12 protein-coding genes and 2 pseudogenes are annotated in these 14,203 nt (G+C 64.4%); 3 read left to right on the top strand and 11 right to left on the bottom strand.

Going from position 1 to position 14,203, the window contains the following annotated elements; all coding sequences use genetic code 11:
* Positions 1–198: 198 nt before the first annotated feature.
* Positions 199–843 carry a YqgE/AlgH family protein gene (locus FOM02_RS21620; protein WP_027561154.1) on the bottom strand — a complete coding sequence of 215 codons (645 nt, stop codon included), beginning with the start codon at positions 841–843 and terminating at the stop codon, positions 199–201.
* Positions 844–984: 141 nt separating this feature from the next.
* On the opposite strand from FOM02_RS21620, the gene FOM02_RS21625 reads away from it, so the two are divergent.
* The 3 genes from FOM02_RS21625 (at position 985) to FOM02_RS21635 (ending at position 4,512) form a co-directional block, all read left to right on the top strand.
* The gene (locus FOM02_RS21625; protein WP_027561155.1) at positions 985–1,824 is read left to right on the top strand and encodes a protein-disulfide reductase DsbD domain-containing protein; all 840 of its coding nucleotides are present in this window, start codon (positions 985–987) and stop codon (positions 1,822–1,824) included.
* A gap of 309 nt (positions 1,825–2,133) precedes the next feature.
* Positions 2,134–3,501 carry a flippase gene (locus FOM02_RS21630; RefSeq protein WP_027561156.1) on the top strand — a complete coding sequence of 456 codons (1,368 nt, stop codon included), beginning with the start codon at positions 2,134–2,136 and terminating at the stop codon, positions 3,499–3,501.
* Between the two features lie 186 nt (positions 3,502–3,687).
* Complete coding sequence (locus tag FOM02_RS21635; RefSeq protein WP_092216567.1) at positions 3,688–4,512, top strand: sulfite exporter TauE/SafE family protein; 825 nt, start codon at positions 3,688–3,690, stop codon at positions 4,510–4,512.
* Positions 4,513–4,645: 133 nt separating this feature from the next.
* On the opposite strand, the gene FOM02_RS21640 is transcribed toward FOM02_RS21635, so the two are convergent.
* The 10 genes and pseudogenes from FOM02_RS21640 to FOM02_RS21685 all read right to left on the bottom strand — a co-directional run bounded on the left by FOM02_RS21640 (position 4,646) and on the right by FOM02_RS21685 (position 14,200).
* Positions 4,646–5,434 (bottom strand): 3-hydroxybutyrate dehydrogenase, encoded by a 789-nt coding sequence (locus tag FOM02_RS21640; protein ID WP_027561158.1) that lies wholly within the window; start codon positions 5,432–5,434, stop codon positions 4,646–4,648.
* A 1-nt stretch (position 5,435) separates the two neighbouring features.
* Positions 5,436–6,611 carry a DUF3734 domain-containing protein gene (locus FOM02_RS21645; RefSeq protein WP_027561159.1) on the bottom strand — a complete coding sequence of 392 codons (1,176 nt, stop codon included), beginning with the start codon at positions 6,609–6,611 and terminating at the stop codon, positions 5,436–5,438.
* 79 nt (positions 6,612–6,690) lie between these two features.
* Entirely contained in the window at positions 6,691–7,191 is a 501-nt protein-coding gene (locus tag FOM02_RS21650) for a CAP domain-containing protein (protein WP_027561160.1), read from the bottom strand.
* A 182-nt stretch (positions 7,192–7,373) separates the two neighbouring features.
* Positions 7,374–8,407 (bottom strand): annotated as a pseudogene (locus FOM02_RS21655) (sulfate/molybdate ABC transporter ATP-binding protein).
* Positions 8,397–9,308: a sulfate ABC transporter permease subunit CysW gene (cysW, locus tag FOM02_RS21660; protein ID WP_027561162.1), complete on the bottom strand. Its 912-nt coding sequence runs from the start codon at positions 9,306–9,308 to the stop codon at positions 8,397–8,399. Before cysW ends, FOM02_RS21655 begins: the two are co-directional and overlap by 11 nt.
* Before the next feature lie 11 nt (positions 9,309–9,319).
* Positions 9,320–10,156 carry a sulfate ABC transporter permease subunit CysT gene (cysT, locus tag FOM02_RS21665; RefSeq protein ID WP_084334537.1) on the bottom strand — a complete coding sequence of 279 codons (837 nt, stop codon included), beginning with the start codon at positions 10,154–10,156 and terminating at the stop codon, positions 9,320–9,322.
* A gap of 36 nt (positions 10,157–10,192) precedes the next feature.
* Positions 10,193–11,206 carry a sulfate ABC transporter substrate-binding protein gene (locus tag FOM02_RS21670; protein ID WP_092216572.1) on the bottom strand — a complete coding sequence of 338 codons (1,014 nt, stop codon included), beginning with the start codon at positions 11,204–11,206 and terminating at the stop codon, positions 10,193–10,195.
* 112 nt (positions 11,207–11,318) lie between these two features.
* A pseudogene (locus FOM02_RS21675) lies at positions 11,319–12,046 on the bottom strand (phosphoadenylyl-sulfate reductase).
* On the bottom strand, positions 12,043–12,558 hold the full coding sequence (locus FOM02_RS21680; RefSeq protein WP_027561166.1) for a DUF934 domain-containing protein: 516 nt from the start codon (positions 12,556–12,558) through the stop codon (positions 12,043–12,045). The pseudogene FOM02_RS21675 and the gene FOM02_RS21680 overlap by 4 nt, the downstream one beginning before the upstream one ends.
* On the bottom strand, positions 12,545–14,200 hold the full coding sequence (locus FOM02_RS21685; RefSeq protein ID WP_027561167.1) for a nitrite/sulfite reductase: 1,656 nt from the start codon (positions 14,198–14,200) through the stop codon (positions 12,545–12,547). The genes FOM02_RS21680 and FOM02_RS21685 overlap by 14 nt, the downstream gene beginning before the upstream one ends.
* Positions 14,201–14,203: the final 3 nt, after the last annotated feature.

A 14,203-nucleotide genomic window follows, 5' to 3' on the forward strand; every position in this document is an offset into this window, starting at 1 on the left:
GGACAAGCGCAGCGAAGCGGAGCGCCGATCCGGGACCCATAACCACAGGGAGTGGTTTGGCGAAGGCTAGCCTTGACCAGCCTGCCTCAAACTTCACCCTGTGGTTATGGGTCCCGGATCGGCGCTACGTTCTGGACAACGCTACGCGTTGCCAGAATCTCCGCTTGTCCGGGACGACAGCGGGGGGCGCTGCGCCAGCTAAGCGTGCCCGGCCTCGTTCGAGAGCATGCCGGGGTCGATGCCGATCTTGCGTAGCGCCCGCCCGTACTTCTCCTCGACATCGTCGCCGAAGATCAGGTCGGCATCGGCGTCGCAATGCAGCCAGCCATTGCTCTGGATCTCGGTCTCGAGCTGGCCCGGCGCCCAGCCGGCATAGCCGAGTGCGAGGATGGCGTGCTTGGGGCCGGAGCCGTTGGCGATCGCGCGCAGGATGTCGACGGTCGCGGTGAGGCAGACACCGTCGTCGATGCGCAGCGTCGCCTTCTCGATGTAGAAATCGCTGGAATGCAGCACGAAGCCGCGGCCGGTGTCGACGGGACCGCCCTGCAATACCTTCATGGTTTCGGCATTCCCGGGCAGCTTGATGTGCTCGCCCTTCTTGATGATGCCGAGCTGCTGCAAGAGCTCGGGAAAGTCGATGCTGCCGGCCGGCTGGTTGACGATGATGCCCATCGCGCCCTCGGCCGAATGGGCGCAGAGATAGATCACCGAGCGTTCGAAGCGGGAGTCACCCATCACGGGCATTGCGATCAGGAGCCGGCCGTCCAGATAACCGGCCGAGCTGGGGAGCGCAGGGCCTGCGCTGCGGGTGCTTTCGCCCGTCCTCTTGCCTGTAGGAGCCATGGTGAAGCACTCCGGTTTCAATTCCTATCCTGATGTCGGGCCGGGCCGCTGTCAAATCAAGGCTTGCAGAGACTTGATTCAAGTGCATCCATCACAAGCAATTCAATGGTTTGGCCCAGGGTGACCCTGTAAAGACGTGCCATGCTGACAAGAGTTCCCCTGCGTGCGGCGATTGGCGTCGCGACAACCCTGCTTGCGTCGTCGCTGGCGTTCGCGGCTCATGCCGACGACGCCTCGCCCTGGCAGCGCGACGGACACTCCGCGGTGCGGCTGGTCGCGGGCTCGCGCAGCGGCGCGGTGCTGCTCGGCGGTATCTCCTTCCAGATCCAGCCCGGCTGGAAGACCTATTGGCGCATGCCGGGCGATTCCGGCGTTCCGCCGCGGTTCGACTTCTCGAAGTCGGATAATGTCGAAGCGGTGACGGTGATGTGGCCGGCGCCGCAGAAATTCGACGACGGCGCGGGCGGCCACTCGATCGGCTATCACGACCAGATCGTGCTGCCCCTGCGCATCGTGCCCAAGGCCGCCGACAAGCCGGTGACCTTGCGCGCCGAGATCAACTACGCCGTGTGCGAGAAGCTCTGCATTCCCGTCGAGGCCAGTGCCGAGCTCGGCTTCAACAACGTCGCCTCGACCGAGGACGCGAATTTGCGCGCCGCACTCGACACGGTGCCGAAGCCGGCCAATATCGGCGATCCCAATCCGCTGACCATCCGCGACGTCAAGCGCGATGGGCCCAAGAACGTGGTGGTCGACGTGGTCGTGCCTGACAAGCGCAACGTCAACCTGTTCGTGGAAGGGCCGACGCCGGACTGGGCCTTGCCGATTCCGGCCCCGGTCGACCAGGCACCGCCGGGCGTGAAGCGATTTACCTTCGAGCTCGACGGGCTGCCGCCGGGGGCCAAGCCTGATGGGGCGGCGTTGAAATTCACGCTGGTCGGGCCGGAGAAGTCGTACGAGTTCAATACGAGTTTGGATTGAGGCGGAGCTGTCGTCGCGGCGGCAGTCAGGACGCGGCGAGTGAGTTGCTCTGCCAGCGCTTCATATTCCGCTGTCGTCCCGGGGCGCGCGCAGCGCGAGCCCGGGATCCATAACCACAGGCCGTGGTTTGGCGAAGACTCGGAGTTTATCAGCTCGCGCTACAATTTCTCCCTGTGGCTATGGGTCCCCGCCTTCGCGGGGACGACAGCGGAGGGTGGCGCGCCATCACCCCCACCCAACCGAATCTTAACGAATGGTTGCTAATTCCCAAGCCTGCCGCAGAATGCGGGCGCCTGGGGATTCTTCGAATTGGCCGTGATGGATGCAGAACCCGCAACGACCGGACCGGCCGGGCTGATCGCGCGGCTGCGGGCCAGGTTGACCGGCGGATCGAGCGAGGCGTCGCTGACGCGGCGGCTGGCGGGCACCATCTTCATCATCCGCGTCATCAGCGCGGGCCTCGCCTATTTCTCGCAGGTGCTGCTGGCGCGCTGGATGGGTACCTCCGACTACGGCATCTATGTCTATGTCTGGACCTGGGTGCTGCTGCTCGGCAGCATGATGGATTTCGGCATCTCCGCCTCCGCGCAGAAGATCATTCCGGAGTACCGCACCAGCGGTGAGCATGCGCTGCTGCGCGGCTTCCTCTCCGGCAGCCGCTGGCTGACCTTTGCCGTCTCCACACTGGTGTCACTCGCTCTCGCCGGCATCGTCAGGCTGCTGTCGCCCTGGATCAACCCGGCCGAGGAGCTGCCGCTCTATATCGGCTGCATGACGCTGCCCGCCTTCGTCGTCGCCAACACCCAGGACGGCATCGCGCGCTCGCATGACTGGATGCAGCTCGGCCTGATGCCGCAATTCATCATCCGCCAGGCGCTGATCATCGGCATCACCGCCGCGGCGTTCCTGCTCGGCTATCATCTCGGCGCGGTCGCCGCGATGGTCGCAAGCCTCGGTGCGGTGTGGATCGCGATGACCGGGCAGATGGTGGTGCTGAACCGCAAGCTCGCCGATCACATCGAGCCGGGCCCCAAGGCTTACGACATCAGCGGCTGGCTCGCGGTGTCACTCCCGATCCTGCTGGTCGAAAGTTTTTATCTGCTGCTGTCCTACACCGACGTGCTGGTGCTGCAGCAGTTCCGTCCATCCGACGAGGTCGGCGTGTATTTCGCCGTGGTGAAGACGCTGGCGCTGGTGTCGTTCATCCACTACGCGATGTCGGCGACGACGGCGCATCGCTTCGCCGAATACAACGCCCTCGGCGACAAGGCGCGGCTGTCGGCTTATGTGGCGCATGCCATCAACTGGACGTTCTGGCCGTCGCTGGCGGCAACGGTCGTGCTGCTCGCGCTCGGCAAGCCGCTGCTCTGGCTGTTCGGACCGCAATTTGTGGTCGGCTACGACATCATGTTCGTCGCCGCCATCGGCCTCGTCGTGCGCGCCGCGATCGGGCCAGTCGAGCGGCTGCTCAACATGCTCGGCCAGCAGAAGATCTGTGCGCTGGCCTACGCGCTGGCCTTCGTGATGAACCTCGTGCTCTGCATCGCGCTGGTGCCGCGCTACGGCGGTCACGGCGCCGCGGCCGCAACCTCGATCTCGCTCACCTTCGAGACGGTGCTGCTGTTCTGGATCGTGCGGCAGCGGCTGGGGCTGCACGTGCTGGCGTTTGGCAAATAGGCGCTAAGCGCCTGCCGGTGCGAGGGAACGGCCGTTTCGCGGTACGCTTGGGGCGGAGGTGAAACTCCTACCATCTCCCGCCCTGAAGAACGATTTTTCTTATTCCCTCCAACTAGTTGCGCCGCAGGGAAAGTTTATTCTACGTCATATTGCCCAACCGACGAGATAAACCTAGATTCCCCGCACATGATCGATCCGCTCTATGTCGCCTCTGGTTTCGGCGTCGGCCTGCTTGTCGGGATGACCGGCGTGGGGGGCGGCTCGTTGATGACGCCGCTCTTGATCCTGCTGTTCGGCATCCATCCCACGACCGCCGTCGGCACCGACCTGCTCTATGCCGCCGCCACCAAGACCGGCGGCAGCGTGGTGCATGGCTGGTCGCGCAGCGTGCACTGGCCGGCGGTGCTGCGGCTCGCCTGCGGCAGCATTCCGGCGAGCGCGCTGACGTTGCTGGTGCTGTGGAAGCTCGACCTGAAAAGCGATTCCGAGCGCAACCTCGTCAACCTCGTGCTGTGCTTTGCGCTGCTGCTGACCGCGACCTCGCTGATCTTCCGCAAATCGATCATGGAGCGCTACCGCAAGCGCCTCGAAGGTGTCGACGAGCGCACCACCGCGATTGCGACCGTCGTCACCGGCATCGTGCTCGGCGTGCTGGTCTCGATTTCGTCCGTCGGCGCCGGCGCGGTCGGCGTGACCGTGCTGCTGCTGCTCTACCCGCGGCTGCCGATGGCGACCATCGTCGGCTCCGACATCGCGCATGCGGTGCCGCTGACGCTGGTCGCGGGCGCCGGACACTGGCTGCTCGGCTCGGTCGACTGGGGCCTGATGGGCGTTCTGCTGCTGGGCTCGCTGCCCGGCATCATCCTCGGCAGTTACAGCGCAACGCGCGTGCCCGAGACGGTGCTGCGCGCCGCGCTCGCCTGCGTCCTCGTCGTGGTCGCTGGCAAGATCATGTTCGCGGAGCTGAACCTGTCGTCCGCGATCGTGACGGCGCTGGCCTGGAGCCATTAGGCGAGAGGCTGCCGCCTCGTCCTCGCTCTCGTAGGGTGGGCAAAGCGGAGCGTGCCCACCATTTCTCTCGACCAGGCAAAGATGGTGGGCACGGCGCTGACGCGCCTTTGCCCACCCTACCGGCATCGGGCCGTTACTCCGCGGTCCAGCCGCCATCGATCGACAGGTTGGTGCCGGTGATCTGCGCGGCGTCATCGCCGCACAGGAACAGGGCGAGCGCTGCGACCTGCTCGGAGGTCACGAACTCCTTGGTCGGCTGCGCGTCGAGCAGCACGTCGTTGATGACCTGCTCGCGCGTGAGGTTGCGGGCCTTCATGGTGTCGGGGATCTGCTTCTCCACCAGCGGCGTCCAGACATAGCCGGGGCTGATGCAGTTGCAGGTGATCTTGTGGGTCGCCACTTCGAGCGCCACGGTCTTGGTGAGACCGTTGATGCCGTGCTTGGCCGACACGTAGGCCGACTTGAAGGGCGAGGCGACCAGCGAGTGCGCCGAGGCGGTGTTGATGATACGGCCCCAGCCCTTCTTCTTCATGCCGGGGACAGCGGCGCGGATGGCATGGAAGGCCGAGGACAGGTTGATCGCGATGATCTGGTCCCACTTCTCGATCGGGAATTCCTCGATCGGCGAGACGAACTGGATGCCGGCATTGTTGACGAGGATGTCGACCGAGCCAAACGTCTTCTCGCCGAGCGCGATCATCTGGGCGATCTCGGCCGGCTTGGTCATGTCGGCGGGCGAATAGACTGCCTTGACGCCAAAATCGGACTCGATCTTCGAACGCTCCTTCTCGATGTCCTCAGGGGAACCGAAGCCGTTGATGACGACATTGGCGCCGGCGCTGGCGAAGGCGCGCGCATAAGCAAGCCCGATACCGCTGGTCGAACCGGTCACGACGGCGTTTTTGCCTGAGAGAGTACCCATCTTATTCGCTCCTTTTTGCCGGGGGCGCGGTGACGTCCCCCGTGAGATCGTAGGTCACCATGGTCTCGCCGGACTGCGGCTTCTCCAGCCAATCCTTGTGGCGCATCGACAGATGCACGTCACGCACGCCGGCTTCCCAATGCTCGACCATGGCGACATGCGAGAAGTCGTAATCCTTGGACGAGGATTCGTAGTTCTTGCTGCGGTAGATCAGGTGCACCACAGTGACGGTACTCTCACGTGCCGCCTTCGCAAGGAATTCGACGGAAGGATCGTTCTTGAGATAATCGGGCAATTTGGAAATCAGGTCGCGCACGGCCCTGCGGGCGTTGTGGATCTGCTTGTTCTTGTCGGTGTTCATGCGCGTGCGGCTGGAGAAGCGGATATCCTTCTCGCGCTCGGTCGCCTCGAGCAGCGAATTCGGCAGGTCGCCGCGGGCGCTGAACAGGTCGACCTGGAAGATCAGCATGTCGCGCGCGAGCTCGGCATCGAGCACGTAGTCGAGCGGGGTGTTGGAGGCGATGCCGCCGTCCCAGTAATGCTCGCCCTCGATGACGACGGAGGGAAAGCCGGGCGGCAGCGCGCCGGAGGCCATGATGTGCTCGGGGCCGATTTTCTTGCCGAGCTTCTTGAACTCGTAATTGTCGAAATATTTGAAGTTGCCGGAGGTGACGCCGACGGCGCCGACCGACAGGCGCGTCTTGAGGTCGTTGATGCGGTCGAAATCGACCAGGCGCTCCAGCGTCTTCTTCAGCGGCGCGGTGTCGTAATAACTTTCGGCTTCGCGATGGCCCGGCGGCCAGAGCGGCGCGGGCGGCACGCGCGGGACAAAGAAGCCGGGGACGCCGAAGGTCGCGATCAAAGCGGCGCTGGTCGAGTTGAACAGCTCGCGGCTGTGGTCGCTCTTGCCGATCGGTTTCCACGGCACCGGCGCGGAGACCATCTCCCAAAATTCCTTCAGCCGCTTGACGCGGGTGTGCCCCTCGTTGCCGGCGATGATGGCGGCGTTGACGGCACCGATCGAGATGCCGGCGACCCATTCCGGCTCGAAACCGTAGCCGCACAGCGCCTGATAGGCGCCGGCCTGGTACGAGCCGAGGGCGCCGCCGCCCTGGAGGACCAGGACACGTTGCGCATTCGCGGGGACGCTGGCGGATTCCGGTCTATGGTCGGTCATACGGGAACAATAGCAAAAGGCGAGCCACCGTGGCGACAGTTTCGCCACCCCGTCAATGCATCCCGGGATCAAGTCTGGCTTATCGGTCCGTCGAAGCCAGGATCATGGTCCAGAACACCTTGTATTTGGTGCCCGGAGCATAGCTCGCCGCTATGCCCAATTTTGTGACACCGTTCTTGAGCATGTTGGCACGGTGCGGAGGCGAGTCGCGCCAGCCGGAAAATGCTTCCGCCAGCGTATGATAGCCGGCCGAGATGTTCTCGACCGCGACGGTCGCGGGGTAGCCGCCGGCGGTCAGCCGTTTGGCCAGCGGAGCACGAACGTCGTGGTCCATCTTGTTGGCGGCAGCCATGGCCTGGGACTGGGATTCGGCGAGCCGCATCAGATCGGAATCGACCACGACCGTGCCGAGCATGTTGTTCTGGCGGTATTGCGAAATCATGATCGCGGCGGCCTGCGCGTCGAGCTGGGCGCCGGGGACGGCCATGTCGGCATACATCGACGGCTGCTGGACCGGCGCCTCATTGCCGGCGCAGCCGGCGAGAAGCAATAGGATGAGAATTGCGGCCGCAGCGCGCATGGATCGGGGCCCCCAAATGAGGGGCCGTTGTTGCATACCAACCGTGGCTGAAAGGTGAATTTTGAGGAAAATCTGTCCGGTGTCATTCCGGGGCAGTGCGCAGCACTGAACCCGGAATCTCCCTCTATAATCTCGAGATTCCGGGTTCGCGCTGACGCGCGCCCCGGAATGACGCGGGAATTCTAGCCTGCAAATATCCGGTAACGCCTCGGCTCGAGGCCGATGGTGTCGCCGGCGCGGAGTTCCTTGTCGCGGGGGGCATCGATCTCGATGGTTTCGCCGCCTGATAGTGCGACTTCGGCGCGCTGCACCGGGCCGAAATTGCGGACGTGCTGGACCGCGCCCTCGAAGGCGCCGCTGCCGGGCGGGCCGACCAGCATGTCATGTCGCCGCACGAACAGTCTTGACGCGCCAGGCGCAAGCCCATCCGCGGCAAGGGCGAGCGGCCGGTCGCCGAGCCGGATCACGCCGCCGTCGACCTGGACCGGCAATTCTATGGACTCGCCGATGAAGCCGTGGACGAAGGCGGTCGCAGGCGTCTCGTAGACGTCGTCCGGCGAGCCGATCTGCTCGATCTTCCCCTTGTCCATCACCACGACGCGGTTGGCGACTTCCAGCGCCTCCTCCTGGTCGTGGGTGACGAAGATCGAGGTGACGTTGATCTCGTGATGCAGCGAGCGCAGCCACCTTCGCAGTTCTTTCCGCACCTTGGCATCGAGCGCGCCGAAGGGCTCGTCGAGCAGGAGGATGCGCGGCTCGATCGCGAGCGCGCGGGCGAGCGCGATGCGCTGGCGCTGGCCCCCGGAGAGCTGGCTCGGATAGCGGTCGGCGAGCCAGTCGAGCTGCACCAAGTCGAGCAGCTCCTTGACCCGCGCACGGATCGTGGCTTCGTCCTTGCGGACGGCGCGCGGCTGCACGCGCAGGCCAAAGGCGACGTTCTCGAACACGCTCATGTGGCGGAACAGCGCGTAGTGCTGGAACACGAAGCCGACGTGGCGCTCGCGCGCGCCCTGCGCCAGCGCGTCCTCGCCGTTGAAGGAGACTTCGCCGGAATCAGGCCAGTCGAGACCGGCGATGATCCGCAGCAAGGTGGTCTTGCCGGAGCCGGAGGGACCGAGCAACGCCAGCACTCGCCATTGTCGACCCTGAGGTCGACGCCGTCGAGCGCGGCAAAGCTGCCGAACTTCTTGACGAGATTTTTGACTTCAATGGTCATTGACGTCTTGTCCTTCGTCGAGGTGACGTTCGAGAATTGTCTTGGCGATCAGCGTGATCAGCGCCAGCATCGCCAGCAGCGAGGCAATCGCGAAGGCGGCGACGAACTGGTACTCGTTGTAGAGGATCTCGACCAGGAGCGGCATGGTGTTGGTCTCGCCGCGGATATGGCCGGAGACCACTGAGACCGCGCCGAACTCGCCCATCGCGCGCGCGTTGCAGAGCAGGACGCCGTAGAGCACGCCCCATTTGATGTTGGGCAGCGTGACGCGGAAGAAGGTCTGCAAGCCGGAGGCGCCGAGCGAGATCGCGGCTTCCTCCTCCTGCGTGCCCTGCTCCTGCATCAACGGGATCAGCGCGCGTGCCACGAACGGGAAGGTCACGAAAGTGGTGGCGAGTGCGATGCCGGGCACCGCGAACAGGATCTGGATGTCGTGATCCCTGAGCCAGCCGCCGAAATAGCCCTGCGCACCGAACAGCAGCACGAAGACGAGGCCGGAGATCACCGGGCTCACCGAGAATGGCAGGTCGATCAGCGTGATCAGGAAGGTCTTGCCCGGGAAATCGAACTTCGCAATCGCCCAGGCGGCGACGAGGCCGAAAACGAGATTGAAGCCGACCGAGATCGCCGCGACGATCAAGGTCAGCTTGATCGCCGCCATTGCCTCCGGCTCGGCGAGCGCGGCGAAATAGGCGAGGATCCCTCGCGAGAACGCCTGCGCGAACACCACGACCAGCGGCAGCACGACGAAGACGGACAGGAAGATCACCGCGAGCGAGATGATGATGGCGCGCACCGCGCGCGGTTCGGTGCGCAGGCTGTCGCGGGCTGCGGCAGCATGTGCACGTGCGCGTGCATCGGGCGACGTCAGCGACACCGTGTCTGCGATCTGCATCGTCATCGCCATCCTCCTCAGCGCACTGGGATCCGGCTCTGCGCCCAGCGCTGGAGCCGGTTGACGGCGAAGATGACGACGAAGGAGACGACGAGCATGACCACCGCAATCGCGGTCGCGTCGGCGTAGCGGAATTCGGAGAGCCGGATCACGATCAAGAGCGGCGCGATCTCCGAGACGTTGGGTAAGTTACCGGCGATGAAGATCACCGAGCCGTATTCACCGACCGCACGCGCAAAGGCGAGCGCGAGACCCGTGAGCAGCGCCGGCGCGAGCGAGGGCAGGATCACGCGGATGATGGTCTGCCAGCGGCTGGCCCCCAGGCTGCCCGCGGCCTCCTCGATCTCGGGATCGAGATCCTGGAGCACCGGCTGCACGGTGCGGACCACGAACGGAATACCGATGAAGATCATGGCGACGAAGATGCCGACCGGCGTGAACGCCACCTTGATACCGAGCGCGGCGAGCGGCGCGCCCAGCCAGCCCTTCTCGGCGAACAGCGCGGTCAGCGCGACGCCGGCAACCGCCGTCGGCAGTGCGAAGGGCACATCGACGATGGCATCAAAGATGCGCCGGCCGGGAAAGCGGTAGCGCACCAGCGCCCAGACGATGATGCTGCCCATGATGAGATTGACGCAGGCCGCCGCGAAGGCCAGGCCGAACGAGACCCGCAGCGCATTCAGGGTGCGGCGACTGGAGAGGATGTTCCAGAATTGCTCGGGGCTGAGCTCGAGCGATTTTAGGAACAGGCCGGCGAGCGGAATCAGAATGATGATGGACAGCCAGGACAGCGTCAGTCCCATCGTGAGACCGAAGCCCGGCAGTGTCCGGCGTCGTGCTGCGAGTGCGCTCACCAGGCCCCCTGTTAAAGCCCCTTCGACAGCGCCCGATCAGTTCTTGTAGATCTGATCAAAGACGCCGCCGTCGGCAAAATGTTCCTTCTGCGCCTTGGTCCAGCCGCCGAATACGTCGTCGATCGTGAACAGCTCGACCTTTGCAAACGAGTTTTCGTACTTTTTCGCGATCACGGGATCGCGCGGACGGTAGAAGTTGCGCGCGGCGATCTCCTGCCCTTCCTTGGTGTACCAATACTGGAGATAGGCATCGGCAGCGTTGCGGGTGCCTTTTTTATCGGCAACCTTGTCGACGATCGCGACCGGCGGCTCGGCGAGGATCGATTGCGGCGGCGCCACGATCTCGAATTTTTCCGGACCGAATTCCTTGAGCGCGAGGAACGCCTCGTTCTCCCAGGCCAGCAGCACGTCGCCAACGCCCCGCTCGACGAAGGTCACGGTGGCGCCACGCGCGCCGGTATCGAGCACCGGCACCTGCTGATAGAGCTTGCCGATGAAGTCCTTGGCCTTGTCGGCCGAGCCGTATTTCTTCTGCGCAAAGCCCCACGCGGCCAGATAATTCCAGCGCGCGCCGCCCGATGTCTTCGGGTTGGGCGTGATCACGGCAACGCCGGATTTGAGCAGATCGTCCCAGTCCTTGATGCCCTTGGGATTGCCCTTGCGCACCAGGAACACGATGGTCGAGGTATAGGGTGATGAATTCTGCGGCAGACGCTTCTGCCAATCCGCCGCGGTGAGGCCCTTGCCGGCGATGGCATCGATGTCATAGGCGAGCGCGAGCGTCACCACGTCCGCCTGCAAGCCGTCGATCACGGCGCGCGCCTGCGAGCCGCTGCCACCATGCGACTGCTTGATCTCGACGCTCTTGCCGGTCTCCTTCTGATAGGCGTTCACGAACGCCTTGTTGAACTCGGCATAGAGCTCACGCGTCGGATCGTACGACACGTTCAAAAGATTGATGTCAGCGGCGAGAGCCGAGCTTGCCACGAGGCTCGATACGAGCAGTCCTGCAGCGAGCGGAACGATACGGCGCATCATGTCCAACTCCATTCACTTCGACGACGCCAGTGTCAGCGAAGGCATGCAGGCGAAACTCGTGGCGAAACGCTCTCAAGTCAACGGAACCGGATTTTCTTGTTCGCAGCGTGGCAGATCGACTGTGCTACGAAGTCTTCATCGTGTGGATGCCGCATTCTGTCTTGGCGCGGCCGCGCCAACGACCCGCGCGCTCATCCTCGCCTTCGGCCGTTCTGCTCGTGCAAGGCATACACCCGACCGAGCGAAAACCGGACGCCGCAAGTGGGTGACGCGGCAATTTGGCGCGGACGAAAATCGCTTCGAGTTCCTCGCGCGAGACATTCGCGAACGGATTGAACTTCAACCGCACGCCGTCGTCCTCCACAACCGGAATGTCGGCGCGCGCATTGCCCTGGAAGCGCTTGCGGCCGTTGAGCCAGGCATCGAACGGTTTTAGCGCGCGCGCCAGCGGTTCCACCTTGCGGATACGGCAGCAGGCGTCGGGATCGGAGAACCAGAGGTCGCGCTCGGGATCCTCGCGCGACAGCGTTTCCTCCGCCGGCTTGATCGAGCGGACGTCCTTGAGGCCCAGCGTTTCGATCAGCGCGTCGCGATAGGCCAGCGTCTCCTCGAACAGCCAGCCGGTATCGAGGAAGATCACGGGAATCGCGGGATCGACGTCTGCCATCACCTTGAGCAGCGTCGCCGATTCCGTGCCGAACGACGACACCAGCGCGAGCTTCTCGCGCCCCACCGTCTTCAGCGCCGCGGCAATGACCCCGCGGGGGACGCATCGCGCAAGGCGCGATCGAGTTCTTCCGCCGAAGGCAGTGCAGAGATGGACGGTGAGACCTGGGGCGCGATCGCGTTCACGTGCCGACACCCTCGGAATGACGCAGCTGCATGCGCCGGTGCAGCGCCGTGATGCGTCCATCGCCGGTCGGCTGGTAGAACACCGAATAGCGCTTGGCGGTCTGCATGAAGGCTTCCGCGTCGGCCTGCTTCTTGACCTCGAAGGAATCGAAGCCGGCGCGCAGCATGAACACGAACTGGTCGCGCAGGATCTGGCCGGTGGCGCGCAGCTCGCCGCGATAATTGTAGCGCTCGCGCAGCAGCCGCGCCTGGCTGTAGGCGCGCCCGTCACGGAAGGTCGGGAACACCAGCGCGACGGCGGCGACCTTGCCGAGATACGGCACCAGCTCGTCGATGTCGCGGTTGTTCGGCCAGATCACGCCGACCTTGCCGGCGCGCTTGAGCAAGCCTTCGGCCTCGCCGAGGAAGCGCTCGGCCGGTACCAGGATGTCGCCGCCCTCGGGCAGCGGCGTGTCGACGGCAAGCTTGACGAAGCTGTCGTCGGCGATCTTTCCGCCGTTAACGAGTGGCATAGACGCGCTCCTTGAAGGGTTCGACGCCGAGACGCTTCACGGTGTCCATGAACAGCTCTTCGGGCCGCTCGCGCAGCGCGAGATAGGCTTCCACGATGTCCTCGACGACGTCGGCGACCTCGTCGAACTTGACGCCGGGACCGATCAGGGTGCCGAGCGCGGCGTTCTCGTCGGCACGGCCTCCGATGGTGATCTGGTAGACCTCCTCGCCGTTCTTCTCGACGCCGAGAATGCCGATGTGGCCGACATGGTGATGGCCGCAGGCATTGATGCAGCCGGAGATGTTGATGTGGAGCCGGCCGATCAGATTGGCGAGCTCGTGATTGGCAAAGCGCCGCGTCAGCTCCTGCGCGATCGGGATCGAGCGCGCATTGGCCAGCGAGCAATAATCGAGCCCCGGGCAGGCGATGATGTCGGTGATCAGATTGACATTCGGCGTCGCGAGGCCGAGCTTGTCGAGCGCCTTCCAGAGCGCCGGCAAATCGCGCTTGGCGACGTGCGGCAGCGCCAGGTTCTGCTCGTGACCGACGCGGATTTCGCCGAACGAGTATTTGTCGGCGAGATCGGCCAGCGCATCCATCTGCTCGGCGGTGGCATCGCCCGGAGGCCCGCCGGTCGGCTTCAGCGAGATCGTGACGATGGAATAGCCCTGCACCTTGTGCGGAGCCACCGAGTTCTTGCGCCATGCCTCGAACTCAGGATCGGCCGCGGCCTGGCGCAGCTCGTCCGGCATGTGCGGCAGCTTCTCGTAAGCGGGATAGGTGAAGCGCGAGCGGATGTCCTCGATCACCTCGTCGTCGATCTGGAGCGAGGAGTTGCGGATGTGCTGCCACTCGTCCTCGACTTCGCGCGAGAATTTCTCGATGCCGAGCTCGTGCACCAGGATCTTGATGCGCGCCTTGTAGATGTTGTCGCGGCGACCGTACTGATTGTAGACGCGCAGGATCGCCTCGATGTAGCTGAGGATATCGCGGCCATGCACGAAGTGCTTGATGGTCTTGGCGATGAACGGCGTGCGGCCGAGGCCGCCGCCGACCAGCACCTCGAAGCCGGTCTCGCCCTTCTCGTTCTTGATCAGGCGGAGGCCGATGTCGTGGATCTTGATCGCGGCGCGGTCATGGTCCGACGCGGTGATCGCGATCTTGAACTTGCGCGGCAGGAACGAGAATTCCGGATGCAGCGTGGTGTGCTGGCGGATCAGCTCCGACCAGATGCGGGGATCCTCGATCTCGCCCGGCGCGACGCCGGCCCACTGGTCCGAGGTAACATTGCGCATGTTGTTGCCGGAGGTCTGCATCGCATGGATGCCGACCTGGGCGAGATCTTCCAGCGCATCCGGCAGCTCGGCGAGCTTGATCCAGTTGAACTGGATGTTCTGCCGGGTGGTGAAATGGCCGTAGCCGCGATCGTACTTCCGCGCGACATGGGCGAGCGCCCGCAACTGGTTCGTCGCCAGCGTTCCATAGGGGATCGCGACACGGAACATGTAGGCGTGCAGTTGCAGATAGACGCCGTTCTGAAGACGCAGGATCTTGAACTCGTCCTCGGTGAGCTCGCCGGAGAGGCGGCGCTTCACCTGGTCGCGGAACTCCGAGACGCGCTCGTTGACGAGCGTGCGGTCGATTTCGTCGTAAGCATACATAAG

The sequence above is a fragment of the Bradyrhizobium sp. SEMIA genome, assembly GCF_014844175.1.
Taxonomy (GTDB): domain Bacteria; phylum Pseudomonadota; class Alphaproteobacteria; order Rhizobiales; family Xanthobacteraceae; genus Bradyrhizobium; species Bradyrhizobium arachidis.

What these genes read in the sequence shown, in the direction of transcription:
- FOM02_RS21620 (WP_027561154.1), bottom strand. Translation starts at nt 843, where the DNA reads ATGGCTCCTACAGGCAAGAGGACGGGCGAAAGCACCCGCAGCGCAGGC.
- FOM02_RS21625 (WP_027561155.1), top strand. Translation starts at nt 985, where the DNA reads ATGCTGACAAGAGTTCCCCTGCGTGCGGCGATTGGCGTCGCGACAACC.
- FOM02_RS21635 (WP_092216567.1), top strand. Translation starts at nt 3,688, where the DNA reads ATGATCGATCCGCTCTATGTCGCCTCTGGTTTCGGCGTCGGCCTGCTT.
- FOM02_RS21640 (WP_027561158.1), bottom strand. Translation starts at nt 5,434, where the DNA reads ATGGGTACTCTCTCAGGCAAAAACGCCGTCGTGACCGGTTCGACCAGC.
- FOM02_RS21645 (WP_027561159.1), bottom strand. Translation starts at nt 6,611, where the DNA reads ATGACCGACCATAGACCGGAATCCGCCAGCGTCCCCGCGAATGCGCAA.
- FOM02_RS21650 (WP_027561160.1), bottom strand. Translation starts at nt 7,191, where the DNA reads ATGCGCGCTGCGGCCGCAATTCTCATCCTATTGCTTCTCGCCGGCTGC.
- cysW (WP_027561162.1), bottom strand. Translation starts at nt 9,308, where the DNA reads ATGACGATGCAGATCGCAGACACGGTGTCGCTGACGTCGCCCGATGCA.
- FOM02_RS21670 (WP_092216572.1), bottom strand. Translation starts at nt 11,206, where the DNA reads ATGGAGTTGGACATGATGCGCCGTATCGTTCCGCTCGCTGCAGGACTG.
- FOM02_RS21680 (WP_027561166.1), bottom strand. Translation starts at nt 12,558, where the DNA reads ATGCCACTCGTTAACGGCGGAAAGATCGCCGACGACAGCTTCGTCAAG.
- FOM02_RS21685 (WP_027561167.1), bottom strand. Translation starts at nt 14,200, where the DNA reads ATGTATGCTTACGACGAAATCGACCGCACGCTCGTCAACGAGCGCGTC.